Annotated in this window: 18 protein-coding genes; 9 read left to right on the top strand and 9 right to left on the bottom strand. The window is 72.1% G+C overall.

The window, feature by feature from the left end:
- Both C1J01_RS26810 and C1J01_RS26805 read right to left on the bottom strand, forming a co-directional pair.
- A partial coding sequence (locus C1J01_RS26810; protein WP_111181735.1) for a serine/threonine-protein kinase occupies positions 1-1,177 on the bottom strand: 1,177 nt, incomplete at its 3' end.
- A gap of 10 nt (positions 1,178-1,187) precedes the next feature.
- Positions 1,188-2,975, bottom strand: a complete 1,788-nt coding sequence (locus C1J01_RS26805) for a serine/threonine-protein kinase (protein ID WP_181448984.1) — start codon at positions 2,973-2,975, stop codon at positions 1,188-1,190.
- 291 nt (positions 2,976-3,266) lie between these two features.
- On the opposite strand from C1J01_RS26805, the gene C1J01_RS54145 reads away from it, so the two are divergent.
- Complete coding sequence (locus C1J01_RS54145; RefSeq protein ID WP_438943139.1) at positions 3,267-4,598, top strand: chorismate mutase; 1,332 nt, start codon at positions 3,267-3,269, stop codon at positions 4,596-4,598.
- A 10-nt stretch (positions 4,599-4,608) separates the two neighbouring features.
- Here C1J01_RS54145 and C1J01_RS26790 read toward each other — a convergent pair whose 3' ends face one another.
- Both C1J01_RS26790 and C1J01_RS26785 read right to left on the bottom strand, forming a co-directional pair.
- Positions 4,609-5,562, bottom strand: a complete 954-nt coding sequence (locus C1J01_RS26790) for an SGNH/GDSL hydrolase family protein (RefSeq protein WP_181448983.1) — start codon at positions 5,560-5,562, stop codon at positions 4,609-4,611.
- Positions 5,563-5,732: 170 nt separating this feature from the next.
- Positions 5,733-7,157, bottom strand: coding sequence for an amino acid permease (locus tag C1J01_RS26785; RefSeq protein ID WP_220040108.1), 1,425 nt, complete (start codon positions 7,155-7,157; stop codon positions 5,733-5,735).
- Positions 7,158-7,333: 176 nt separating this feature from the next.
- Between C1J01_RS26785 and dnaE the strand changes: the two genes are divergently transcribed.
- Positions 7,334-10,861 carry a DNA polymerase III subunit alpha gene (gene dnaE / locus C1J01_RS26780; protein ID WP_111181732.1) on the top strand — a complete coding sequence of 1,176 codons (3,528 nt, stop codon included), beginning with the start codon at positions 7,334-7,336 and terminating at the stop codon, positions 10,859-10,861.
- Positions 10,862-11,140: 279 nt separating this feature from the next.
- Here dnaE and C1J01_RS26775 read toward each other — a convergent pair whose 3' ends face one another.
- Complete coding sequence (locus C1J01_RS26775) at positions 11,141-11,620, bottom strand: hypothetical protein (RefSeq protein ID WP_111181731.1); 480 nt, start codon at positions 11,618-11,620, stop codon at positions 11,141-11,143.
- Between the two features lie 222 nt (positions 11,621-11,842).
- On the opposite strand from C1J01_RS26775, the gene C1J01_RS26770 reads away from it, so the two are divergent.
- From C1J01_RS26770 to C1J01_RS26755, 4 genes are all read left to right on the top strand, one after another.
- A complete protein-coding gene (locus C1J01_RS26770) occupies positions 11,843-13,513 on the top strand; it encodes a purple acid phosphatase family protein (protein ID WP_111181730.1) in 1,671 nt (556 codons plus the stop codon).
- A 231-nt stretch (positions 13,514-13,744) separates the two neighbouring features.
- The gene (locus C1J01_RS26765) at positions 13,745-14,404 is read left to right on the top strand and encodes a hypothetical protein (protein ID WP_111181729.1); all 660 of its coding nucleotides are present in this window, start codon (positions 13,745-13,747) and stop codon (positions 14,402-14,404) included.
- On the top strand, positions 14,401-15,174 hold the full coding sequence (locus tag C1J01_RS26760; RefSeq protein ID WP_220040107.1) for a nickel/cobalt transporter: 774 nt from the start codon (positions 14,401-14,403) through the stop codon (positions 15,172-15,174). Before C1J01_RS26765 ends, C1J01_RS26760 begins: the two co-directional genes overlap by 4 nt.
- A 71-nt stretch (positions 15,175-15,245) precedes the next feature.
- A complete protein-coding gene (locus C1J01_RS26755; RefSeq protein ID WP_111181728.1) occupies positions 15,246-16,625 on the top strand; it encodes an amidase in 1,380 nt (459 codons plus the stop codon).
- Here the strand turns inward: C1J01_RS26755 and C1J01_RS26750 are convergent.
- Positions 16,622-17,137 (bottom strand): hypothetical protein, encoded by a 516-nt coding sequence (locus C1J01_RS26750; RefSeq protein WP_111181727.1) that lies wholly within the window; start codon positions 17,135-17,137, stop codon positions 16,622-16,624. The two genes, C1J01_RS26755 and C1J01_RS26750, sit on opposite strands and share 4 nt — an antisense overlap.
- 63 nt (positions 17,138-17,200) lie before the next feature.
- Here C1J01_RS26750 and murA point away from each other — a divergent pair, with 63 nt between their 5' ends.
- Both murA and C1J01_RS26740 read left to right on the top strand, forming a co-directional pair.
- Positions 17,201-18,517: a UDP-N-acetylglucosamine 1-carboxyvinyltransferase gene (gene murA / locus C1J01_RS26745; protein ID WP_235854694.1), complete on the top strand. Its 1,317-nt coding sequence runs from the start codon at positions 17,201-17,203 to the stop codon at positions 18,515-18,517.
- A 73-nt stretch (positions 18,518-18,590) separates the two neighbouring features.
- The gene (locus tag C1J01_RS26740) at positions 18,591-20,855 is read left to right on the top strand and encodes a transglycosylase domain-containing protein (RefSeq protein ID WP_235854693.1); all 2,265 of its coding nucleotides are present in this window, start codon (positions 18,591-18,593) and stop codon (positions 20,853-20,855) included.
- Position 20,856: 1 nt separating this feature from the next.
- On the opposite strand, the gene ybaK is transcribed toward C1J01_RS26740, so the two are convergent.
- Together ybaK and C1J01_RS26730 are read right to left on the bottom strand one after the other, a co-directional pair.
- Positions 20,857-21,312: a Cys-tRNA(Pro) deacylase gene (ybaK, locus tag C1J01_RS26735; protein WP_111181726.1), complete on the bottom strand. Its 456-nt coding sequence runs from the start codon at positions 21,310-21,312 to the stop codon at positions 20,857-20,859.
- Positions 21,313-21,371: 59 nt separating this feature from the next.
- On the bottom strand, positions 21,372-22,103 hold the full coding sequence (locus C1J01_RS26730) for an AraC family transcriptional regulator (protein WP_111181725.1): 732 nt from the start codon (positions 22,101-22,103) through the stop codon (positions 21,372-21,374).
- Between the two features lie 54 nt (positions 22,104-22,157).
- Between C1J01_RS26730 and C1J01_RS26725 the strand changes: the two genes are divergently transcribed.
- Positions 22,158-23,270, top strand: a complete 1,113-nt coding sequence (locus tag C1J01_RS26725) for an MFS transporter (protein ID WP_235854692.1) — start codon at positions 22,158-22,160, stop codon at positions 23,268-23,270.
- On the opposite strand, the gene C1J01_RS50135 is transcribed toward C1J01_RS26725, so the two are convergent.
- Positions 23,265-24,190: hypothetical protein (locus C1J01_RS50135; RefSeq protein ID WP_181448982.1), on the bottom strand; the 926-nt coding region annotated here is incomplete at its 5' end. The genes C1J01_RS26725 and C1J01_RS50135 overlap by 6 nt on opposite strands.

Below are 24,190 nucleotides of genomic sequence, written 5' to 3'. Positions count from 1 at the left end.
GGTCAGGGGTCGTGGGGCTCGCCGCGGTGTCCGTCGGGCCGGCGCTCACCGTCGCGGGGTCGCCGGTCGCGGCGGACGTCGTACGGCGCTCCGACAGCAGCACGCCCGCCGTGCCGGCCGCCGCCGCGACGGCCAGCGCGACCGGTAAGCCGATCCACAACGCCTTCGAGCGCCGCCGCCCGGTGACGGTCACGGCCCCTCCGGAAGGCGTCTCCCAGCCGGGCGGGGCGGCGGGAACGGGCGCCTCGCCGCCGGGGAACGTGTCCTGCGGAGTGCGGTCGTGCCCGGGGGACGTGCCCGGGACGGGCCGATCGCCGTTGAGGGGACCGGAAGGCGGCGTGGGAGAGGCCCCGGGAGCGGGAAGCGGTGCGGGGGCGGCGGCGATCTCGCGCAGGAAGCGGGCGGCCTGGTCGGCGGGCATGCGGCCGGACGGGTCCCGGTGCAGCAGGCCCATGATGACCGGCGCGAGCGCCTCCGCGCGTGCCGGCGGCCGCGGCTCGTCGCGCAGCACCGCCGCTACCGTCGCCGCCCACGAGTCGCCCTTGAACGGCGGCCGCCCTTCGACCGCCGTGTACAGCGTGGCCCCCAGGGACCACAGATCGGACTCGGGCCGGGCCGGCTCGCCGTTCAGCCGCTCGGGCGGCATGTACGCCGGCGTGCCCACCAGCCCGCCCGTCGCCGTCAGCCCGGTCTCGGTCTCCATGGAGGCTATGCCGAAATCGGTCAGCACGACCCGCCCGTCGTCGGCCAGCAGGACGTTCTCCGGCTTGACGTCGCGGTGCAGCACCCCGGTCGCGTGCGCGGCCCGCAACGCGTCGAGCACCCTCTCGCCGATCACCGCGACCTGGCCGGGCCGCAGCGGCCCGCTCTCGCGGACCACCTGCGCCAGCGAGCGGGACCGGACGAGCTGCATGACGATCCAGGGACGGCCGTCCTCCTCCACGACGTCGTGGACCACCACCACCGAGGGGTGGTCGAGGCGGCCCGCCGCCCTGGCCTCCCTGATTGTCCTGCGGTTGAGCTCCGCCCGCCGGGCCTCGTCGACGCCGGTGTAGCGGACCTCCTTGATCGCCACCGTACGGTCGATCACCTCGTCGTAGGCCCGCCAGACCACCCCCATGCCGCCCTCGCCGATCGGTTCGATCAGCCGGTAGCGGCCGCTGACCCGCTTGTCCACGCGTGGAAGCCTACTTCGCGGGCACGAACGTGTCGCAGAAGCCCTCGAAGAAGCGGTAGTCGTCCTTCCAGTGGCTGTTGAGGGTGTGCCAGTAGATCGCGTACGCCCGGCCGTTCTCCGTGACGAAGCCCCGGTTGCGCACGCGCGTCTTGCCGGTGTTCGTGACCCAGGTGAAGTCCCAGTCGGCGGCGGCCTTCTGGTAGTCGACCCGCTTGATGTCGAGCTTCTTGTAACCGCCGAAGTTGTTCTTCAGGTACGGCTCCTGCCGCAGCCAGTCCTTGTACGGGTCCTTGCCCGGCTTGGCCGCCTCCTCGATCATCACGTACGCGTTGACCGCCGCGCCCGGCCCCTTGAACTTGACCTGCCGGCCGCTGCGCGTCCAGACGTCCCAGCCCTTCGGCAGGCCGATGGAGAAGCCCATCTTCTTGTCCTTGTACATCTTCCACCCGGCCGGCAGCGGGTTCTTCGTCTCCTCGGGCGTCGGGCTCGGGCTGGGGCTCGCCGTCGCGCTCGGGCTCGGCGACGTGCTGGGTGACGTGCTGGGTGACGCGCTCGGAGAAGGCGACGAGGACGACTGCGGCGAGGACGCGCTCGGCGAGTCCTGCGACAGCGTGGTGTCCGAGCTCCCGGCGCTGATCGGCCCCGTGGTGTCCTCGGGCGCCGAGTTCAGGCCGAGATAGCCGCCCACACCGGCCACCAGCACGACCGCCAGCGCCGCGGCGGCGATCATCCCGGCCCGCCGCGGCTCGCCGCGCGAGCTCTCCACCGTGGGATCGGAGGGCGGAGGGGGCTCCACCGTCATCGAGGGGATGCGCGCGCCGGTCTCGGGCGGCGCCGCGGGCACCGCCAGGTCGGGGTCGGTCGGGGTCTCGTCCACCGCGGGCGCGTACGGGCGTTTGGCCTTCGCCGGGCGCTTCGGCTTGGTCGGCTGCGTGGGCACGCGCAGCTCCTGCGCGGGCGCGGCCGGCGCCGGGCTCGCCTCCGCGAGGGCCCTGCGCAGCAGCCGCTGCGTCTCCTCGTACGTCAGCCGCTGCACCGGCTCCTTGACCAGCAGCCCGCTGATCACCTCGGCGAGCGGGCCCGCGTGCGGCATGGGGTCGGGCTCGTCGGTGAGCACGGCGTGCATGGTGGCCAGCGCCATGCCCCGCTCGTGCGGCGAACGGCCCTCCACGGCCGTGTAGAGCGTCGCGCCCAGCGACCACAGGTCCGACTCGCGCCGCGCCGGCAGCCCCTTGAGCCGTTCCGGGGCGATGAACGCGGGCGTGCCCGCCAGGCCCGTCACGGTGAGCTGCGTCTCCGTCTCCAGCGTGGCGATGCCGAAGTCGGTGAGCACGACGCGGCCGTCGTCGGCCAGCAGCACGTTCTCGGGTTTGACGTCACGGTGCAGCACGCCGGCCTCGTGGGCGCGGTGCAGCGCGTCCAGCACGGCCAGGCCGATCTCGGCCACCCGCTTGTGAGGCAGCGGCCCGTCCTGCTTGATCACGGCGCCCAGCGATCGCGAGGGGACGAGCTGCATGACGATCCAGGGACGGTCGTCCTCCTCGATCACGTCGTGCACGACGATCACGTTGGGATGCTCGAACCTCGCCGCCGCCCTCGCCTCGCGCATTGTGCGCCGGTTCAGCAGCTGCACCTCCTCGCCCAGGGCGGCGGCGTACCTGACCTCCTTGACCGCGACGGTGCGGTCGAGGAGCTCGTCGTAGGCACGCCACACGATGCCCATTCCGCCCCTGCCGATGGGTTCCTGCAGCTGGTAGCGGCCGGCGATGCGGCGTCCCTCCTGCTTGCGATCCGACATCAACGGCCTCAAACCCTCCTCTAGGCCAAGAAATACTCCCATAGCGAGGGATCAACGGCGACTCGCCTGGAGGGCACCGCGCCCTGGACACGTACTGCCCAGCAGGTCGAGAGGTAGGTGTAGAGTTTCCGACATGACTTGTTGTCGCTACGCGTTTATCGAGCCGGCTCCGGGAGAGCCGGTCGTCCGCTAGCGACCACCTGGAGTCGGCACGAGGCAGAGACACCCGTCTCTGCCTTTTTTCGTTTCTGCCGCCGGCTCCGGAGGCCGGCCGAGTGGGGGAGCGTCGGGATGTCAACGGTCGTGGAACGGCACGCTGTCGCGCTGGGGGAGCTGCTGGTGGGCGACGGGCCCGCCGTGGTGATCGGGGGGCGGGTGAGCCTGCGCGGGCGCGGGCGCGCGGAGCCGTACGCGGTGCTCCGGGAGCGGCGCGGGCCGGTGCTGCTGGCCGAGCCGGCGTCGGCGGCCGACCTTCCGGCGATCGCCGAGCTCGCGGACGCGGTGGTGGTGGGGGCGTCGTGGACGCGCGACATCCCGCTGGTGCGGGCGACCGCCGCGCTGGGGCTGCCGGTCGTGGTGGAGCGGCGGGCGTCGGCGTCCCTGGAGGAGTGGCTGGGGCTGGCCGGCTACTGCGCCGCCGAGGGCGACGGGCGGGTGATCCTCTGCGAAGGAGGGCGGCCCGATCTGGGGCTCATGCGGGCGGCGCGGGCGGCCACGGGGCGTCCCGTGCTGGTGGACGTCTCCGCCGACCCCGGCCTGTCGGCCGCCGCCGTCGCCGCGGGCGCCGACGGGCTGATCGTCTCGCCCTGCGGCGCGCCGCGCGGGACGTACGGCTCGGAGACGCCGCACAACGCGTACGGCGCCGTCGGCACGGGAGCCTCGCGGGCGAACGGCGCCGGCGCCGGCCGGTCCGAGGTGTCGCGGGGGAGTGGCGCCGGCCTGTCGCGTGGGAACGGCGCCGGACGTTCTGAGGCGTCTCATGGGGGCGGTGCCGGCGGCTCTGAGGCGTCGCAGGGGCGCGGTGTGGCGGTCAAGGAGCGTTACGCGGGGGCCGAGGCCCTTGAGATCAGCGCCGCGCTGGCCGTGCGCTCCCGCGCGTCCATGATGTCCCCGGACGGTGAGAGGGCTCCGCGCGGCGCGGACGACGGGGTGCTCGGGGAGACGTGGACTCATTCGCGGGTGGCCGGGGAGCCGGGCGCGGACATGCGGGCGGCCGAAGAGGGGCGTGCGGATGCGGGTGCCGCTGAGTTGGCGGCGGAGGATCCGGTGGAGGCGGGTGCGGGGCTGCGGGTGGCTGAGGAGGCGGTGACGGTCGTCGGAGCCCTGCTTCGCGACGAGTCGCCCACGACGCTCGCCGAGTGCAGGCAGGCGATCGACCGGGTGGACGCCGCGCTGGCCACCCTGCTGGAGCGCCGGGCGGCCCTGGCGGGCATCGTGCAGCGGATCAAGCCCGTGGGCGGGTTCGCGGGACGCGACCTGGCCCGCGAGCGCGCCGTCGTCGCCCGGATGGCCCTGCGCGCCCCGACGCTGGGCGAGACCCGCCTCGCGCCCATCATGAACGCCGTCATCGAGGCCGGACTCCACCTCGCCGAGGAACGCGCCGCCGACCGGCCGCCCGTGTGAGGGCCTGCGGTCAGGGGGTGGTCACGTGGTAGTTGTTCATGGGCCGGCCCGGGCCCTGGGTGATCTGGCGGGTGATCAGCTCGGCGAAACGGCGGTACCCGTCGCCTGTCGGGTGGTAACTGCGGGCGTTGACCGTCATCTCTTCCATGTCCACGTTCAGCCCGTTCAGGTACGGCTGCGGCCGCCCCACCTCGTGCCCGGTGAACGCCTCGTAGGCGTCGACGTACTCGGCGCTGCCCGGCCCGCCGAACGCGGCGATCGTGCGGTCGAACTCGGAGACCACCGACTTCACGGCGTCGTTGAGCCGCCGGGTCACGGCGTTCAGCCACCGCTGGTCGGCCGCGCTCAGGTTGTCGACGGTCTGCGAGGGCTGCGCGGGGAACGGCCGCGGGTAGCCGAGGACGATCACGCGGGCGTGCGGCGCGCGTACCCGCAGCTCCTTCAGGACGGTCATCATGTTCGCCTGCAGCTCGCCGATGCGGCGGTTGACGGCGGCCTCCTGGTCGACGCAGGCCGACGACCACGGCAGCTTCACGATGCAGCCGGTCAGCACCTCGGTGAAGCCGGCGTCGTTGCCGCCGATGCTCAGCGTCACCAGGCTGGCCCCGCCGTCGACGCGGGTGATCTGGGGCGGATGGCCCCACTGGCCGGTCAGCAGCTGACGGGTGGTGGCGCCGCTGCAGGCGTAGAAGGCGGTGCCGCGGGCGAACCGGTACGTCCGCGCGACCAGCGGCGCGTACGAGCCGGGTGAGCGGTGGCAGCGGTCGGCCCCGTCGTTGACCGGCGGCTCGTCGCTGTCCCAGACGCCCTCGCCCGAGGAGTAGGAGTCGCCGAGCGCGACGTACCGGCCGCTCTGCGCGACCTGCACGGGCGTCAGCCGGGTCACCTGCGGCAACCGCCCGCTCGGCTCCCCGGTGACGGGGCAGCCCGCGTCGAGCAGGGCGCAGGCCAGCTTCGGGAACACCCCGAGGGGCAGGCAGGCCAGCGCGAGCGCGACGCCGAGCGCGGCCGCCGCCGAGATCCGGACGATCTTCCGCCGAGCCTCGTCCAGCGTGACCTCCCCGACCTGCCGGCTCCTTCCTTGCGCCCACGAGACTACCGAAGCCGGTGATCGGCGCGCGGCTGTCGCGGCGGCTACGGTTCGGCGCGGAACTCCGCGGGCGGTCCGGCGGGCGGCTCGTCCGCGGGCCGGGCGGGCGGCCCCGCGGGCGGCTCACCACTCGCGGGGCGACGGCGGCCGACCACCCTCCAGCCCAGCGCGATGCCCGCGACCAGGGCCGGGATGAGGAAGAACGCCACCCGCTGGTCCTCGTCGGCGAACGGCATCAGCAGCACCACCAGCGCGAGGAACGCGAGCGTCAGCCAGTTGGTGTACGGCGAGCCCGGCATCGGGAACGCCGAGCGGTGACCCGCCCTGCGCAGCCGCGTCTGGCAGTAGACCAGCACCCCCCACGTGGTGATCACGCCCAGCGACGCGCAGGCCGTCGCGATGTTGAAGGCCCGGGTGGGCAGGAAGTAGAACAGCGCCACCCCGCCGAGCAGCATGCTCGCGGTGAACAGGATGCCGCCGATCGGCACGTGTCGGGAGCTCAGCGTGCCGGTGAAGCCGGGGGCCTCCTGTTTCATCGCCATGGAGCGCAGGATGCGGCCGGTGGCGTACAGGCCGGAGTTGCACGACGACAGCGCCGCGGTGATCACCACGAGGTTCATCGCGTCGGCCGCCCACGGCACCCCGAGTCCGGAGAAGAACGTCACGAACGGCGACTCGCCCGCCCGGTAGACCGTCCACGGCAGCACCATGCCGAGCAGCAGCACCGAGCCCACGTAGAAGATCGCGATGCGCCACACCACGCCGTTGATGGCCCGCGGCATGATCTCGCGCGGCCGCGCCGTCTCGCCGGCCGCGATGCCGACCAGTTCGATCGAGGCGTAGGCGAACACCACCGACTGCAGGCTCATGAGCACCAGCGGGAAGCCGGTCGGGAAGAAGCCGCCGTGGGCCACCAGGTTCGCCGGGCTCGCCTGCCCCACGGTGAACACCACCAGCACCAGGGCCACGACCAGGAAGAGCGTGATGGCCAGCACCTTCAGCAGCGCGAACCAGAACTCCAGCTCGCCGAACAGCCGTACCGAGAGCAGGTTGACCACCATCACGAACCCGAGGGCGATGAGGGCCGTGAGCCACTGGGGGAAGGCCGGCGCCCAGTAGTGGATGTAGGCGGCGATCGCGGTCAGCTCGGCGATGCCGGTGAACGCCCAGTTGACCCAGTACATCCAGCCGCTGGCGAAGGCCGCCCACGGGCCGATGAACTCGCCCGCGTACTCGACGAACGAGCCCGACACCGGCCGGTAGAGCACCAGCTCGCCGAGGGCCCGCATGACGAAGAAGGCGGCCACCCCGGCGGCGGCGTAGGACAGCACGAGCGCGGGCCCCGCGGCGGCCAACCGGCCCCCGGCGCCGAGGAACAGGCCGACGCCGATGGCCCCGCCGATGGCGATCATCTGGACCTGGCGGTTGCCGAGTGCGTGCGTGTAGCCTTCGTCGGTCTGCGTGCGCACTTCGTGTCTCCTTGGATACGGACAGTGACATCGAGGATAACGGTGCCCCCGACGGCGCTCGCGACCGCCTCACCGCCCGCCCGTCCGGCCCCCGTCCGGCCCGCCGGGCTCCGGAGTGTCGGCCGGGAGCACTAAAGTTTTTGAGCACACCCATCGAGACCGGGAGGCGCCGCTCCATGTCGTCCAGCGACTCGTTCGTCCATCTGCACGTGCACACCGAATACTCGATGCTGGACGGTGCCGCCCGGCTCAAGCAGATGTTCAAACAGGTCGGCGACCTGGGGATGCCCGCCATCGCGATCACCGACCACGGCAACATGCACGGCGCCTACGACTTCTTCAAGCAGGCGACCGGCGCCGGCATCAAGCCGATCATCGGCATCGAGGCGTACGTCGCGCCCGAGGCGCGCCACAACAAGAAGCCGGTGCTGTGGGGCGAGCCGCACCAGAAGCGCGACGACGTCTCGGCGGGCGGCTACTACACCCACATGACGATCTGGGCGCGCAACAAGACCGGCCTGCACAACCTGATGAAGCTCAGTTCGCGCGCCTACACCGAGGGGTTCGTGCGCAAGTGGGCCCGCATGGACGCCGAGATCCTCGCCGAGCACGCCGAGGGCCTCATGGCCACCACCGGCTGCCCGTCGGGCGAGGTGCAGACGAGGCTGCGGCTCGGCCAGTACGACCAGGCGCTGCAGGCCGCGGCGAAATACCAGGAGATCTTCGGCAAGGACAACTTCTACCTGGAGATCATGGACCACGGGCTCGACATCGAGCGCCGCGTCCGCGACGGGCTGACCAGGATCAGCAAGGAGCTCGGCATCCCGCCGCTGGTCACCAACGACTCCCACTACACCTACGAGTCCGACGCCGCCTCCCACGACGCCCTGCTGTGCATCCAGACCGGCAAGCAGCTGTCCGACCCCGACCGCTTCCGCTTCGACGGCACCGGCTACTACATCAAGACCGCCGACGAGATGCGCGCCGTCGACTCCTCCGACCTGTGGGCCGAGGGCTGCCGCAACACCCTGCTGGTCGCCGAGAAGGTCGACCCGTCCGGGTTCTTCGAGTTCAAGAACCTCATGCCGACCTACCCCGTCCCCGACGGCATGACGGAGAGCGAGTTCTTCCGCAGGACCGTCTGGGAGGGCATGGCCCGGCGCTGGCCGGAGGGCTACGACGAGCAGCACAAGAAGCAGGCCGAGTACGAGATCGGCATCATCGAGCAGATGGGCTTCCCGAGTTACTTCCTCGTGGTCGCCGACTTCATCATGTGGGCCAAGCAGAACGGCATCCCGGTCGGCCCGGGCCGAGGCTCGGCGGCCGGTTCGCTGGTGGCGTACGCGATGGGCATCACCGACCTCGACCCCATCCCGCACGGCCTGATCTTCGAGCGGTTCCTCAACCCCGAGCGCGTGTCCATGCCCGACGTCGACATCGACTTCGACGAGCGCAGGCGCGGCGACGTGATCCGCTACGTGACCGAGAAGTGGGGCGCCGACAAGGTCGCCATGATCGCCACGTTCGGCACCATCAAGGCGAAGGCCGCCATCAAGGACGCCGGCCGCGTCCTGGGCTATCCGTACGCGCTGGGCGACCGGGTCTCCAAGGCCTTCCCGCCCGCCGTCATGGGCAAGGACATCCCGCTGTCGGGCATCTTCGACAAGGACCACCCGCGCTACAACGAGGCGGGCGAGCTGCGCAAGCTCTACGACGAAGACGTCGACGTCAAGGCCACGATCGACCTCGGCAAGGGCCTGGAGGGCCTGATCCGGCAGACCGGCGTGCACGCCGCCGGCGTGATCATGTCGCGCGAGGTGCTGACCGACCACATCCCGATCATGCGCCGCGACTCCGACGGCGCGATCATCACGCAGTTCGACTATCCGACCTGCGAGACGCTCGGCCTGCTGAAGATGGACTTCCTGGGCCTGCGCAACCTCACCATCATGGACGACTGCCTCAAGATGATCGAGGCGACCACGGGTGAGAAGGTCGACCTGCTCTCGCTGCCGCTCGACGACCGCAAGAGCTACGAGCTGCTGTGCAAGGGCGACACCCTGGGCGTGTTCCAGCTGGACGGCGGCGGCATGCGCTCGTTGCTGCGGCTCATGCGTCCCGACAACTTCGAGGACATCTCCGCCGCCCTCGCGCTCTACCGCCCGGGCCCGATGGGCGCCAACTCCCACACCAACTACGCGCTGCGCAAGAACGGCCAGCAGGAGATCACGCCGATCCACCCCGAGCTGGAGAAGCCGCTCGAGGACATCCTCGACACGACGTACGGCCTGATCATCTACCAGGAGCAGGTCATGGCCATCGCCCAGCGCGTGGCCGGCTACTCCCTCGGCGCCGCCGACCTGCTGCGCCGCGCGATGGGCAAGAAGAAGAAGGCGGAGCTGGACAAGCAGTACGCCTCCTTCGAGAAGGGCATGAAGGACAACGGTTTCTCCGACGCCGCCATCAAGGCGCTGTGGGACATCCTGCTGCCGTTCTCCGACTACGCCTTCAACAAGGCCCACACCGCCGCCTACGGCCTCATCGCCTACTGGACCGCCTACCTCAAGGCCAACTACCCGGCCGCGTACATGGCGGCGCTGCTCTCCTCGGTGAAGGACGACAAGGACAAGTCGGCCCTCTACCTCAACGAGTGCCGCCGCATGGGCATCAAGGTGTTCCCGCCCGACGTCAACGACTCCGACTTCGACTTCACGCCGCGCGGCACCGACATCCGCTTCGGCCTGTCGGCCGTCCGCAACGTCGGCGGCAACGTCGTCGACGGCATCCTCACCGCGCGCAAGCAGAAGGGCCGCTTCGCCGACTTCAAGGACTTCCTGCGCAAGGTGCCGGCCATCGTCTGCAACAAGCGCGTGATCGAGTCGCTGATCAAGGCGGGCGCGTTCGACTCGCTCGGCCACGTGCGCAAGGGCCTGGTCATGGTGCACGAGCAGGCCGTCGACGCGATCATCGACATCAAGAAGAACGAGGCCATCGGCCAGGATTCGCTGTTCGGCGCGATCGACGGCGGCGAGGACCAGACGTTCGACGTGCAGATCCCCGTGGGGGAGTGGGACAAGAACACGCTCCTGCAGTTCGAGCGCGAGATGCTCGGCCTGTACGTCTCCGACCACCCGCTGTTCGGCGTCGAGCACATCCTGGCCTCCGGGGCCGACTGCTCGATCGCCGCCGTGCAGGACGACAGCCGGCCCGACGGGCAGGTGGTGACGCTGGGCGGCATCCTCAGCGGGGTGCAGCGCAAGGTCACCAAGAAGGGCGACACCTGGGTGCTGACCCAGCTCGAAGACCTCGAAGGCTCGATCGAGGTGATGATCTTCCCGTCGGCGTACCAGCTGTGCTCGACGATCCTGGCCGAGGACGCGATCGTGTTCGTCAAGGGCCGCATCGACAAGCGCGAAGACGTCGCCAAGATCATCGCCATGGAGGTGACGGCGCCCGACCTGACCCAGGAGTCCGGCGGGCCGCTGCTGGTGAGCCTGCCGCTCAACCGCTGCACGCCGCCGGTGGTCGGACGGCTCAAGGAGGTCCTCTCCACGCACCCGGGTACCTCCGAGGTGCACCTCCAGGTCCACAACGGCCCGAAGACCACGGTGATGCGGGTGGGCGACCGGTACCGCGTGACCCCCTCACCGGCCCTCATGGGCGACCTCAAAGAACTCCTCGGCCCCGCCTGCCTGGGCGCCTGACGCCCTCACGGGCGACCTCGAAGCATTCGTCGGCCCCGCGCCTCCCTGTCACGTCCGCACCCGGCCGCGACAGGGATCCCGCCGTAGGAGGTCCGGCCCTGACGGGCACCCCGGCGTGGGTTGCCGCCGTGACGGGGGTGCCGCTGTGGGAGGTCTGGCCGTGATGGGAATCCCGCTGTGTCGGGGTGCCGCCGTGACGGGACAGATCGCGTTGAGGGGCCGAGGTCGGTCAGAGGGTGGGGCAGTCCCTGCCGGAGAGGCTGACGTCCATCACCACGGTCAGTGGGGGAGGGCCGAGTCGGGGAGGCGGCCGGTGGGGTGGTAGACGGCGCACATCACGTCGCGGTCGCCGTTGGCCCAGGTCTCCGCGGTCGGCATGATCGGGTAGTACCTGAGGTCGTCGCGCGGCGGGCCCCACAGCTCGGCGTACCGTTCGCCGCAGCTCTTCCAGGCGAACGCCTTCAGCGCCGCGGCGTCGTACGGGCCGTCGGGGGCGTGGGTGAAGCCGTACGACTGGTTGTCGGCGCCCTGCGCGCACGGGGTGTAGAGGACGATCCGGTCGGCCGCCTCCGGCGAGTACGCCGGGTCGCTGAAGCACTCGCCGCCCTCGATCATCAGCACCCCGGTCGTCTCGGCGGTGATGAACGTCTCCGTCTTGACCACGGGCCGCTCCGGCGGCACCACGAACAGCGTGCCGAGCGCCACGACCGCGGGCAGCAGCCCCCAGCGGCGGGAGATCCCCCGGCCGGTCGCCGCCATCCGCCCACCTCCGAGGTCTCGGTTCCCGCGATCCGCGGCTGATCGTAGACGTGGCCGGGAAAACGCCGGGCGAACGTCCGGTGGCCACCACATTGACGATCATGAATTAACCCTGCGGCCAGCCGGCGGACAGGTGATCGTCAGCGGCGCCTGCGTCAATGCGCTGACGTCCGCGCGCGTTCCGCACGCGGACGGCTTCCACGCCTCATGGAGAGAGCCGAAGTGAACGACACCAGGAAGCCGTGGTCCCTGCGATCGCGGCAGGCCAAGCTCGTGGCGGCCGGCACCGGCGCGCTGCTGATCGCCGGTTTAGCCTTGGGCCCCGCCGCCCTCGGTGTGGCGGCGCCGCCCGTCTACCCCGCCGCGGAGGTGCACAAGCCCTCCCCGATCCCCGACCGCATCATCCTCATCCCGACCACCACGCCCGCCACCAGCCAGCGCGTGTCGTGGCGCGCCGAGGCCACCGCGGACGACGCCCAGGCCCAGATCCTGGAGGCGCCGCGCGCCCTCGGCCAGGTGCAGCCGGCCCCCGGCGCCGTGACCGGCGTCAAGGCCATGGCCAGCACCCCGGTGAACACCACGCTCGGGTACGCCTCGACGTACCACACGGTGGAGTTCACCGGCCTGAAGCCGAACACCCGCTACACCTACCGCGTCGGCGACGGCACCAACTGGAGCGCCTGGACCGACTTCACCACGGCCGCCTCCGCCTTCGAGCCGTTCTCCTTCATCTACTACGGCGACGCGCAGAACTACATCGACTCCGCGGTGCCGCGCGTGTTCCGCCAGGCGTTCGCCGACCGGCCGCAGGCGAAGGCGATCGTGAACGCGGGCGACCTCATCGACTCCGCCAACAGCGAGGAGCAGTGGGGCCAGTGGTTCAAGGCCGGCGGCTTCATCGACGGTCAGATCAACAACATCTCGATCCCGGGCAACCATGAGTACAGCGGCGGGCTGTCCACGTTCTGGCGGCCGCAGTTCCCGTATCCGGACAACGGGCCCGGCAACCCCGAGCTGAAGCAGACCGTCTACACCCTCGACTACCAGGGGGTGCGCTTCATCGGCCTGGACAGCAACGTGCAGAGCAACGCCACCCTCATGGCCGCGCAGACCGCCTGGCTGGAGGGTCTGCTCAAGGACAACCCGAACAAGTGGACCGTGGTGACGTTCCACCACCCCGTCTACTCCACCACCGGCACCCGCAACAACCCGAACGTCCGCGCCCAATGGGCGCCGCTGTTCGAGAAGTACGGCGTCGACCTGGTGCTGCAGGGGCACGACCACTCATACGGGCGCGGCAACCAGGTGGCGGCGCGCAAGTCGGCGACCGTGCACAACGGCGTCGCGTACGTCGTGTCGGTCTCCGGCGGCAAGATGTACGCGCTCAACGGCGGCGAGAACTGGACGAACAACGGCGCCGAGGTCCGCAGCACCAGCCAGAACACCCAGCTCTACCAGCTCATCGACGTCGACAAGGACGCGATCACGTTCGAGGCGCGCTACGCCAACGGCGAGCACCACGACGGGTTCGTCATCCGCAAGAACGACCAGGGCGAGCGCACCGTGAACGACCTGCGCACCCCCGAGAACACGGTCGGCGAGCAGGTCGTCGTCGACAAGACCTCGGTGCGGCGCCTCGAAGAGGTCAAGGTGTCGGCGTACGGCTACGACCCGGGCGAGAAGGTGGCCATCCGCTGGCGCCCGCAGGAGGACGACGCCCGCCGCGGTGACCGTGACGACCTGCTCGTCGGGTACGGCAAGGCCGACGAACTCGGCCGCTTCGAACAGGACGTCCGCGTGCCCGTCCTGGCGAAGAAGAACGGCGTCTACGTGGTCTACCTGGACAGCCAGAACCAGAAGATCACCAGCCCCGCCATCACCGTGACCAGGTAGCCCTCAACCGGGTGGGCCTCACCCCGGCCCACCCACCTCTCTCCGTCCGCCCTGCGCACGGGTCCCGCTTCCAGCCGGCTCAGGCGCCTCCGGGAGCTGCCGAGCAGCCGGGGGTGCCGAAGGAGCCCGCCGAGCGCCGGGCGCGGGTGGAGCCGCCGCGCGACGCCGCCGTGGTTCGCCGGGTGGGCGGGATCACGTGGAATTTCGATCGGTCGCCGACTGGAGTCGCTGGTGAAACTCACCTTCATCGCACGCGCCTGCGTGTCCCTCGCCGTTGCCGTCGCCGTGCAGGCCGGGGTCGCGGCCGCGCCGGCGTCCGCGCATCCGTTCGGGCCGCCGTCCATGGCCACGATCGTGGCGGAAGGCTCGCGGGTGAGCCTGTCGTGGAAGGCGGCCGAGGACGACTGGGTGGCCCTCGGCCGTTCGCTCGGCGCGTTCGGAGATCCGGCCGAGGGCGTCGACACGACGCTGACGGGGGAGCAGCAACTGGCCCGGTCCGCCGCCGTACACGACTATCTGCTGTCGCGGGTGGAGGTGAGACAGGGCGGACGGCCCTGTGAGGGTGCGCTGGAACCGCTGGAGCGGCTGGTGACCGAGGGCGCACGGTTCGCCTTCGCGTGCGCGGAGCCGGTCGTCGAGGTGGACGTCCGGATCACGGCGCTGACCGACCTGAACGAGGCGTACCGCACCGTGCTCACCGCCGAGACGCCCGCCGACCCGGCGCAGACGATGCTCACGGCCGGGGCGGACACCCGGCGCCTGCGGTTCGAGCCGTCGGCGGTGGGCGGGGTGTCGCTCGCCGTGCCCGCCGTCGTGCTGGTGATCGCGGTCGCGGCGCTGGTCGCGTTCCTCGTCCGCGGGCGGCGGCGGCGTGTGGGCGTGGCCGCGTGAACGGCACCACGGGGCCGGAGAACCACCTGATCGCGCTGTTCGACGGCGCGGGGGCGTTCTGGCTGATGCTGGCCGTCGCGCTGGGCGTGGGGGCGCTGCACGCGGTCGCGCCGGGGCACGGCAAGAGCGTGACGGCGGCGTACCTGATCGGCACGCACGGCCGGTACCGGGACGCGCTCCGCCTGGGCGTGGTCGTCGCGCTGATGCACACCGTGTCGGTGCTCGCGCTCGCGCTCGTGTGGGTGGGGTTGAGCAGCGCCGCGGTCGGGACCAAGGCCGTCACCGCGTGGCTGCAGGTGATCGCGGGCGCGGTGGTGATCGGGGTCGGCGTGCATCTGACGTACCGCCACCTCCGCTCCCGAAGGACGGCACCCGCGCACGGGCACGGTCACGGGCACGGGCACGGTCACGGGCACGGTCACGGGGACGAGTTGATGGATCCGTGGTCGCGGCGAGGTCTCATCGCCCTGGCGCTCTCCGGCGGCCTGGTCCCGTCCCCGTCGGCGTTCATCGTGCTGGTGAGCGGGCTGCTCACCGGGCGGGCGTTGGACGCGGTGGTGCTGGTGGGCGCGTTCGGGGTGGGGATGGCCGGCACACTGGTCGCCGTCGGGGTGGTGACCGTACGCGGGGCCGTCCTCGTGGGGCGGCACGCGCCCGGCCTGCGCTCCCTGCGCGCCGCCGCGTCGTGGACGCCCGCGCTGGCAGGCGTCGCCGTGGCCGCCGGCGGCGGCCTGTACATGGCGACCGCCGTGACGGCCCTGCTGCCCTGAGAGGACTCGCCGCCGCCCCGCAGGCCGGGGCCTGACGCCTGGAAAGGAGTCGGGTGGGGGAGGATCGCAGGGTGAGCGAACTGTGTTATTTGCCCGCAAGTGAACTGGCTCGGCTCATCAGGGCGCGGCAGGTGAGTGCCGTAGAGGTGCTCCAGGCGCACCTCGAGCGCATCGAGCAGGTCAACCCCCAGGTGAACGCCGTCGTCACCCTCGTCGCCGAACAGGCGCTGGCCGCGGCCAAGGCGGCCGACGCCGCGGAGCCCGCCGGGCCGCTGCACGGCGTGCCCGTCGCGCACAAGGACCTCGTCGACACGGCCGGCATCCGCACCACGTACGGCTCCCCGCTCTTCGCCGACCACGTGCCCGGCGAGGACGACCTGATCGTAGGGCGGCTGCGCGCGGCCGGGGCGATCACCGTGGGCAAGACGAACACCCCCGAGTTCGGCACCGGCTCCCACACGGTCAACGAGGTGTTCGGCGCCACGAGGAACCCGTACGACCTGACCAAGTCGGCCGGCGGCAGCAGCGGGGGAGCGGCGGCCGCGCTGGCCACCGGCATGATCCCGCTGGCCGACGGCAGCGACATGGGCGGCTCGCTGCGCAACCCCGCCTCCTTCTGCAACGTCGTCGGCCTGCGCCCCACGCCCGGCCGGGTCCCGGGCATCTCGGAGACGGCCGCCTGGTACACCCTGTCGGTCCCGGGCCCCATGGCGAGGACGGTCGAGGACGTCACGCTGATGCTCGGCGTGATCGCCGGGTTCGACCGGCGCTCGCCGTACTCGATCAGGGAGGTGTTCGCGCCCGAGCCCGAGCAGGGGGTGGCGGGGCTGCGGGTGGCGTGGAGCCCGGACCTGGGCGGGCTGCCCGTGGACCCGCGCACGGCGGCGGTCACCGCGACCGCGCCGGCCGTGTTCGAACGCCTCGGCGCCCACGTGGAGCAGGCCGACCCCGACCTGACGGGCGCGGAGGAGGCGTTCCGCACCTACCGGGCCTGGTACTACCTGCTCGCCCACGGCGACAAGACCCGGCTCGGCCCCAACACCGCCTGGAACGTCGAGCAGGGCCGCAAGGTCACCGGCGCCGACCTGGTGGCCGCCGAGGTCGCGCGCAGCCGCCTCTACCAGCGCATGGCCGCGTTCTGGGACACCTACGACGTGCTGATCGCGCCGGTCAGCCAGGTGCCGCCGTTCCCGGTCGAGCAGCCGCACGTCAGCGAGATCAACGGGCAGCGGCTGCCCGACTACCTCGCCTGGATGCGCTCGGCGTACTGGATCAGCGTGCTGCACGCGCCGGCCGCGTCCGTCCCGGCCGGGTTCACGCAGGACGGCCTGCCGGTGGGCGTGCAGATCATCGGCCCGCCGTTCGAGGACGCCAGGGTGCTGCGCGTGGCGCGGGCGTTCGAGCAGGCCACCGGGCACGGCCTGCGCAGGCCGGAGCTCCGGGCGGCTTAGACGACCGGCCCCCCGTACGGCTGCCGCAGAGGCGACTCGCGGTAGCCGTGCATGCCCTCCAGCAGCGCGAAGAACCCCACGGCCAGCAGCGGCCAGGACACCAGCACCCCGGGGGCCGTCAGCTGCAGCGCCCCCGGGACGACCTTGACCCCGGGTACGGCCGCGGCCTGCACCACGACCGATCCGAAGGTGAACGTCGACCCGATCCACAACGTCAGGAAGGCGGCCGCGACCCCGCCCGCGCAGAGGCCGAGCAGCACCGCGAGCATCCAGCGCCGCCCGATGAACCAGGCGACCCCGCCGCACAGCAGCCCCAGCCCGCCGGTGATGACCGCGAACCACCCGTCGGCCGCGATGAGCGCCTGCGTGGTCGGGTCGGCCAGCATCGGTCCCTGCTCGGTGACCTGGTACGGAGCCCGCGGCGTGATGCCCGACCAGAGCAGGCCGGCGGCGATCCCAAGAGTGGCGAGAGTGAGGACAGTTACCGCAAATGCGCGTACTTCCCTCGTCACGCCACTCCCCTTCACATGTGTGTCCGAATCAGCTCGATGGTATCCCCCGGCTAGGCTCACTTCGTGATTGCAGAAGAGGTCTGGAAGATCGAACCCTCCGGCCCCCTCCGGGGGGACGTCGAAGTACGCGGTTCCAAGAACGGCGTCTCCAAGCACATGGTCGCGGCGATGCTGGGCGACGGCGAGAGCAGCATTCACAACGCCCCCGAGGTGGGCGAGGTCGGCATCACGGCGGACATGCTGCGCGCCCTCGGCATCCGCGTCGAGATCTCGCGCACGGAGATCAGGATCGAGAAGGGGCCGGCGATCGAGCCCCGGGTGCCCGACGCGTTCACCGGCCTGAACCGCATCCCCATCCTCATGCTGGGCCCGCTGCTGCACCTGGCGGGCGAGGCGTTCGTGCCGCTGGTCGGCGGCGACCCGATCGGGCGGCGGCCGGTGAACTTCCACGTCGAGGCCCTGCGGGCGATGGGCGCCGAGGTCGAGGTCGGCGAGAGCGGCATCTTCGCCAAGGCCGCCCGCCTGCGCGGCACCCGGATCGAGCTGCCCTACCCGAGCGTGGGCGCCACGGAGACGGTGCTGATGTCGGCGGTGCTGGCCGAGGGCAAGACGGTGCTGAAGAACGCCGCCACCGAGCCCGAGGTGGTGGAGCTGGCGCTGTTCCTGCAGCGGATGGGAGCGATGATCGAGCTTTCGCCCGACCGCAGGATCGTCATCGAGGGCGTCGAACGCCTGCACGGCGCCTCCACGTGGCTGGCCGGCGACCGCATCGAGGCGTTCTCGTACCTGGCGGCCGGGCTGATCACCCAGGGCGAGGTCCGGGTGCACGGCTGCCCGCAGGACCGCCTGGTCACCGCGATCACCACGCTGGCCAGGATGGGCGCGAGGTTCGACATCAACGACGAGTACCTGTGCGCCACCGCGCCCCCCGAGGGCCTGCGCGCGGCGGCGGTGCAGACCGACACCCACCCCGGGTTCATGACCGACTGGCAGACGCCGCTGATGGTGCTGTTCACCCAGAGCCACGGCATGTCGGTGCTGCACGAGACGGTCTTCGAGAACCGCCTGGTGTACGTGCCCGCGCTGCAGAAGATGGGCTGCGAGATCGAGGTGTTCGACCAGTGCCTGGGCGGCCCGGCCTGCCGCTACCACGACACCAACGCCCGCCACTCGGCCGTCGTGCGCGGCGTGTCCAGGCTGCGGGGCGCCGACGTGACGCTGCCCGACATCAGGGCCGGCTTCTCGGCGGTGCTGGCGGCGGCGGTCGCCGACGGGCCGTCCACGCTGCGCGGCGTGCACCACATCGAGCGCGGCTACCACCGGCCGTTCGAGCAGTTCGCCTCGCTGGGTCTGAACATCAGCAGGGACTCCGCTGAGTAAGCGGCAGTAAACAACTGTAAAGACGCTGGAAGCGGGCGTTTGCCACTGATCGGGACGTCGCACATCAAGTGACGTGACCGTACTCAGATCCGTCGGGGGACTCGGGCTGGCGGGCGCGCTCGGCGGGGTGCTGGTGGCCGCACTGGCCGCGCCCGTGGTGAGCGGGGGCGGCATCGCCGCGCGAGACGTGGCGAACACCTTCATGGACCTGCCGCCCGCCCCGCGCGAGGAGCCGCTCGCGCAGGTGACCAGGCTGCTGGACAAGGACGGCCGCCCGTTCGCGCAGTTCTACGAGACCAACCGCAGGATCGTCCCGCTGCGCAAGGTCGCCCCGGTGATGCGCCGGGCCATCGTGGCCATCGAGGACGCCCGCTTCTACGAGCACGGCGGCCTCGACGTCCGCGGCACGCTGCGGGCCCTGCTCACCAACACCCAGGCGGGCAGCATCCGGCAGGGCGGGTCGTCCCTGACTCAGCAGCTCGTCAAGAACATCCTGGTGGAGAACGCCCGTACCGCGGCCGAGCGCGACCGCGCCCGCGCGCCGAACCTGGCCCGCAAGATCACCGAGCTGCGGCTGGCGATGGCGCTGGAGAAGAAGTACCGCAAGGCCGAGATCCTCGAGCGCTACCTGAACATCGCCTACTTCGGCGCGGGGGCGCACGGCGTGGAGGCGGCGGCCCGGCGCTTCTTCTCCACCTCGGCCTCGAAGCTGACGCTGGAGCAGGCCGCCACGCTGGCGGGGGCGGTGCGGATGCCGTACTCGACGGACCCCTCGCTCGGGCGGGAGCACCGGGCCCGGCTGCGAGAACGGCGTGACCTCGTGCTCGACCGGATGGCCGGGCTGAACTGGATCAGCAAGCAGGAGGCGGCGCGCGCCAAGGCGGCGCCGCTCGGCATCGAGCTCCGTCCCGAGCCGGGCGGCTGCGAGCAGAGCGAGTACCCCTTCTACTGCCTGTACGTCCAGCGCGAGCTGCTGTCGAACCCGGCGTTCGGCAACACCGAGGCCGAGCGGCGCAACAGGCTGGCCAGGGGCGGCCTGACGATCACCACGAGCCTCGACCCGATCGCGCAGCGCGCCGCCGAGCAGGCCATCAAACGGCACGTCTCGCCCGAGGACACCGAGGTGGCCGCCGAGGCCATGGTGGAGCCGCGGACCGGGCGCATCAGGGCGATGGCGGCCAGCAAGGGCTTCGGCCGCAACCCCGGCAACCGCAAGAACGGCCCCAGGACCACCTTCAACCTGGTCGCCGACGTGGCGCACGGAGGCGGGCAGGGCTTCCAGGCCGGATCGACGTTCAAGGTGTACACGCTGGCCACGGCGCTGAAGCAGGGCTGGCGGTTCGGCGACGGCTTCATGACGCCCGGCTCGCTCGTGCCGTCGCAGGGCTACCGCGACTGTGACGGCAAGCCCGTCAACGATCCGAACTCCCGCATCCTGAACGCCAGCGGCGAAGGCGAGGGCGGCCCGCACAGCCTGGAGACCGGCACCTGGAAGTCGGTGAACATCTTCTACATGATGCTGGAGCGCAAGGTCGGGCTCTGCAACGTGGTGCGCACGGCCAAGGCCCTCGGCATCACCCGGGCCGACGGCAAGCCGCTGCGCGAGGTGCCGACGTTCACGCTCGGGATCAACGAGATGGACCCGGTGACGGTGGCGGCGTCGTTCGCGACGTTCGCGGCGCGCGGGATGTACTGCCGCCCGCTGGCCATCGTGGAGATCGTCGGCAGGGACGGGCGGCGCACGCACGTGCCGCCCGTGTGCGAGCGGGTCATCGAGCGGCCGGTCGCCGACGCGGTCAACCACGTGCTGGAGGGCGTGTTCGATCAGGGCACCATGAAGGGGCAGAGCCCCGGCATGCCCGCCGCCGGCAAGACGGGCACCAACAACGGCTACACCTCGGCCTGGTTCGCCGGGTACACGCCGGCCCTGGCCGCGGCGGTGAGCGTGGGCGACATCCGGGGGTCGTACCGGTTCCCGCTGCAGGGGGTGCGGATCGGCGACCGCTTCTACGGGTCGGTGCAGGGGGCCTCGCTGCCGGGGCCGATCTGGGTGGAGTCGATGCGGTCGGCGCTGCGGAACACCGAGACGCGCGGCTTCCCCGGGCCGGACATGTCACGCTTCGGCGGCGGCCACACGCCGGGCCTGGAGGAGGCGCTCGCCCGCGAGGAGGCCGGCGAAAGGGAGCGCGAGGGCAGGCGGCGCGGCGACCACGGCTTCGGCAGGAGGTACCGGCGGCTCATGGAGTGGCTGATGGGCGAGGCCGTGCTGCCGCCGTCGTACGGCCGGCCCCGCCGCGACCGCGAGCGGCACCGGTCGCACGGGTTCTTCGACTGGTAGCTCAGCCCTGCTTGCCGATGGGCGCGGTGATCGCCCGGGTGAGGGTGATGAGATTGTCGGGCGCGGTCTCGATCTGCAGGCCGCGCTTGCCGGCCGAGAAGTAGATCGTCTCGAAGTCGAGGGCGGAGGAGTCGACCACGGTCGGGAGCTGCTTGCGCTGGCCCAGCGGGCTGATGCCGCCGACGACGTAGCCCGTCACCCGCTCGACCTTCGCCGCCTCGGCCATCGCGGCCCGCTTGCTGCCGAGCGCGCTCGCCAGCGCCTTGAGGTCGAGCTTGCCCGCCACCGGCACGACCGCGACCGCGAGCCCGCTCTCGACCTCCGCCACGAGCGTCTTGAAGATCCGTTCGTACGGCACGCCGAGCGCGTCGGCGGCCTCCTCGCCGTAGGCCTGCGCGGAGGCGTCGTGACCGTACGGGTGGAGGGTGAACGCGGCCTTGGCCTTGGTCAGCGCCATGGTGGCCGGGGTGCCGCCCTTGCCTTTCGATGTGCTCACGCCACCCGATTGTAGCGAATCTACAATGTAAAGGCGCGGCCGGGGGTGTACCCGAAGGCCCGCCGGAACACGTCGATGAACGCGCTCGCCGAGGCCCACCCGCACCGGTGCGCGACCGCCGTCACCGGCACGCCGTCGGCCAGCAGGACCAGGGCGCGGTGCAGGCGGAGCTGGGTGCGCCACTGGGGGAAGGTCATCCCGAGCTCGGCCCGGAACAGCCGGGCCAGCGTGCGGTCGGCGGCCCCGGCCTGCGCGGCGAGCAGGGCGAGCGTACGGCCGTCGGCGGGATCGCGGCGCAGGGCGTCGCAGACGGCCGCCAGCCGCGGGTCCCGGGGCGTGGGCAGGTGCAGCGGCTGCTCGGGCGCCCGCCTGACCTGGTCCAGCAGCACGGCGAGCATGCGCCCCCGCTCGCCGTCCCCCAGGTCGCCGGTGTAGGCGATGATCAGCTCGCGCAGGAGGGGGGCGACGGCGAGGACGGCCGGGCGTCCGAGGGCCAGCGGGTTGTGCGTCAGGCCGACCAGGCGCAGGTCGGTGTCGCCGTGGGCGCGGTGTTCGTGGACCGTGCCGGCCGGGATCCAGATCGCCCGGCTGGCCGGCGCCACCCAGGTGCCGGCGTCCGTGGTGACGGAGACGACGCCGCGGCAGGCGTACACGATCTGGTGGGTGTCGTGGCGGTGGGCGTCGATGCCCGCGCCCGGCGCGAGGGGCCGCCGCCCGGTGGGCGCCTCCGGCAGGTGGCGGATTACCGACATGGATTGGCACTTTATCGGAAGCGGGCCAGCTCGGGGCCGGTCCATGATCGAGGCGTGAACAGGATCCCCATGCTCGCCGCCGGTCACGCCGCCGTGGACTTCTACCAGGGCGCGGTGCCCGCCCTCGTGCCGTTCCTGGTCATGGAGCGGGGGTACGGGTACGTCGCCGTCTCCGGCGTCGTGCTGGCCGCGACGCTGCTGTCGTCGATCGTGCAGCCGCTCTTCGGGGTGCTGACCGACCGGCGGCGGATGCCGTGGCTGATCCCCGTGAGCATGATCGTGTCCGGCGCGGGGGTGGCCGCCGGGGGAGTGGCCGGCTCGTACGCGCTGACCCTGCTGGCCGTGGCCCTGTCGGGGCTGGGGGTGGCGGCCTACCACCCGGAGTCCGCCCGGCTGGCCCGCCTGGCGAGCGAGGGCAGCCACGTGCGGATGAGCTGGTTCTCGCTGGGCGGGACGCTCGGGTTCGCCTCGGCTCCCGTGCTCGTGACGCCGCTGCTCGCGGTCTGGGGGCTGGGCGCCTCGCCGTGGCTGGCGCTGCCGGCCGTGCTGGGCGCGCTGGCGACGCTGCCGGCCGTCAGGGCGCTGTCCGGGGGAGGGGCGGTCGCGCGGGCCGCCGCCGCGCCGGTCTCGGGGCGCGACGACTGGCCGTCGTTCGCCCGGCTGACGCTCGTGATCGTCTTCCGTTCCGTCGTGTACGTCGGCCTCAGCACCTTCGTGGCCCTGCACCTGGGCGGCGGGGCGGCCGGCGCGGTGGCGCTGTTCACGCTGTTCGCGGGCGGGGCGGTGGGCACCGTGCTGGGCGGCAGGCTGGCGGCGCGGTGGGGCCGGGTGCGCACGATGCGGCTGGCGTACGCGCTGGCCGTGCCCGCGGTCGCCGGGGTGGTGTTCGTGCCCGGCCCGGCGGCGTACGTGTTCGTGGCCGCGTCCTCGATCGCCCTGTACGCCCCCTTCTCCCTGCACGTGACGCTCGGCCAGGACTTCCTGCCGGCCAGGGTGGGAACGGCGAGCGGCGTGACCCTCGGCCTCGCGGTGAGCGTGGGCGGCCTGGTCAGCCCGCTGGTGGGCGCGGTGGCGGAGGCCGCCTCGCTCAGGACGGCGCTGGCCTGCCTGGTGGCGTTCCCCGTGCTGGCCTGGCTGCTGGCGCGCACGCTGAGGGAGCCCTCATGAGCGACGGGTCGGCAGGCGCAGGACGCTGGTGTTGTCGCGCTGCGTCGGGTCCAGGCGGGTGGAGGTGACGCGGGCGACGATCGGCGGCCGCCGGCCGGCGCCGGAGCCCACCTCGACCTTTGCCGTGATCCGCACCGGGCTGCCCGGGCGCACGGCGGCGATCGTGCAGTCGGCCCGTGTGCCGGCGGTCGAGCAGCGGGCGCCGCTGACGCCGGCCAGCCTCGTGCCGGGCGGCACGGTGAGGCTGAGCGGCACCTGGGCGGCGGACATGAGGCCGCGCATGGTGACGGTGGCGGTCACGGTGGCCCGGCCGCCGGGGCTGACCGGGCGGGACGGGCCCGACGTCCTGACCGACAGCGCGTCGTACACGCCGCGCGGGTCGGCCTGCTGCACGATCGCGCCGTAGCCCTCCGGGTTGAGGGTGGTGGCGACGGAGTTGCCCTCGGTCGCGCCGTCCTCCTTGCCCGCCGACAACACGCCGACCAGGTCCCTCGTGCCCCGGACGATCCACGGGCCGCCGCTGTGGCCCTTGTGCAGGTGGCAGTTGTCCGTCACCATCCGGCCGGCCGGGTGCGCGGACGCCGCGGTCGCGGTGGAGGCCGTGATGACGGGGGCGCGGGTGATGTCGTCGGCGCGGTGGGTCCGGCCGATGCACATCAGCTGGTCGCGGCCGTCGTACGGGTGCCTGCCGAGCAGTCCCGGGTAGCCGATGGTGGTGATGGTGTGCCGGCCGCCCCGGTTGAGCATGGGGGTGAACGCGCCGACGGCGTCCTGCAGGGTGCGCTCCTGCTTGCCGACCTCGATGAGGGCGATGTCGTGGACGGAGTTCCAGTCTCCGCCGTTCAGGCCGGTGTAGCCGTCGGGCTTCCACGCCCGCCGCCCACTGCGTCTACGGCGTCCCCCCGGGCTCGGTGGTCGGC

Source organism: Nonomuraea aridisoli, from assembly GCF_003236395.1.
GTDB classification, from domain to species: Bacteria; Actinomycetota; Actinomycetes; order Streptosporangiales; family Streptosporangiaceae; genus Nonomuraea; species Nonomuraea aridisoli.
The sequence above is the reverse complement of the archived record's forward strand: the minus strand, read 5'-3'. Positions and strand labels throughout refer to the sequence as shown.

Coding starts and splice junctions, on each gene's coding strand:
- C1J01_RS26805 (WP_181448984.1), bottom strand. CDS start 2,975: ATGTCGGATCGCAAGCAGGAGGGACGCCGCATCGCCGGCCGCTACCAG.
- C1J01_RS54145 (WP_438943139.1), top strand. CDS start 3,267: ATGTCAACGGTCGTGGAACGGCACGCTGTCGCGCTGGGGGAGCTGCTG.
- dnaE (WP_111181732.1), top strand. CDS start 7,334: ATGTCGTCCAGCGACTCGTTCGTCCATCTGCACGTGCACACCGAATAC.
- C1J01_RS26775 (WP_111181731.1), bottom strand. CDS start 11,620: ATGGCGGCGACCGGCCGGGGGATCTCCCGCCGCTGGGGGCTGCTGCCC.
- ybaK (WP_111181726.1), bottom strand. CDS start 21,312: ATGGCGCTGACCAAGGCCAAGGCCGCGTTCACCCTCCACCCGTACGGT.
- C1J01_RS26730 (WP_111181725.1), bottom strand. CDS start 22,103: ATGTCGGTAATCCGCCACCTGCCGGAGGCGCCCACCGGGCGGCGGCCC.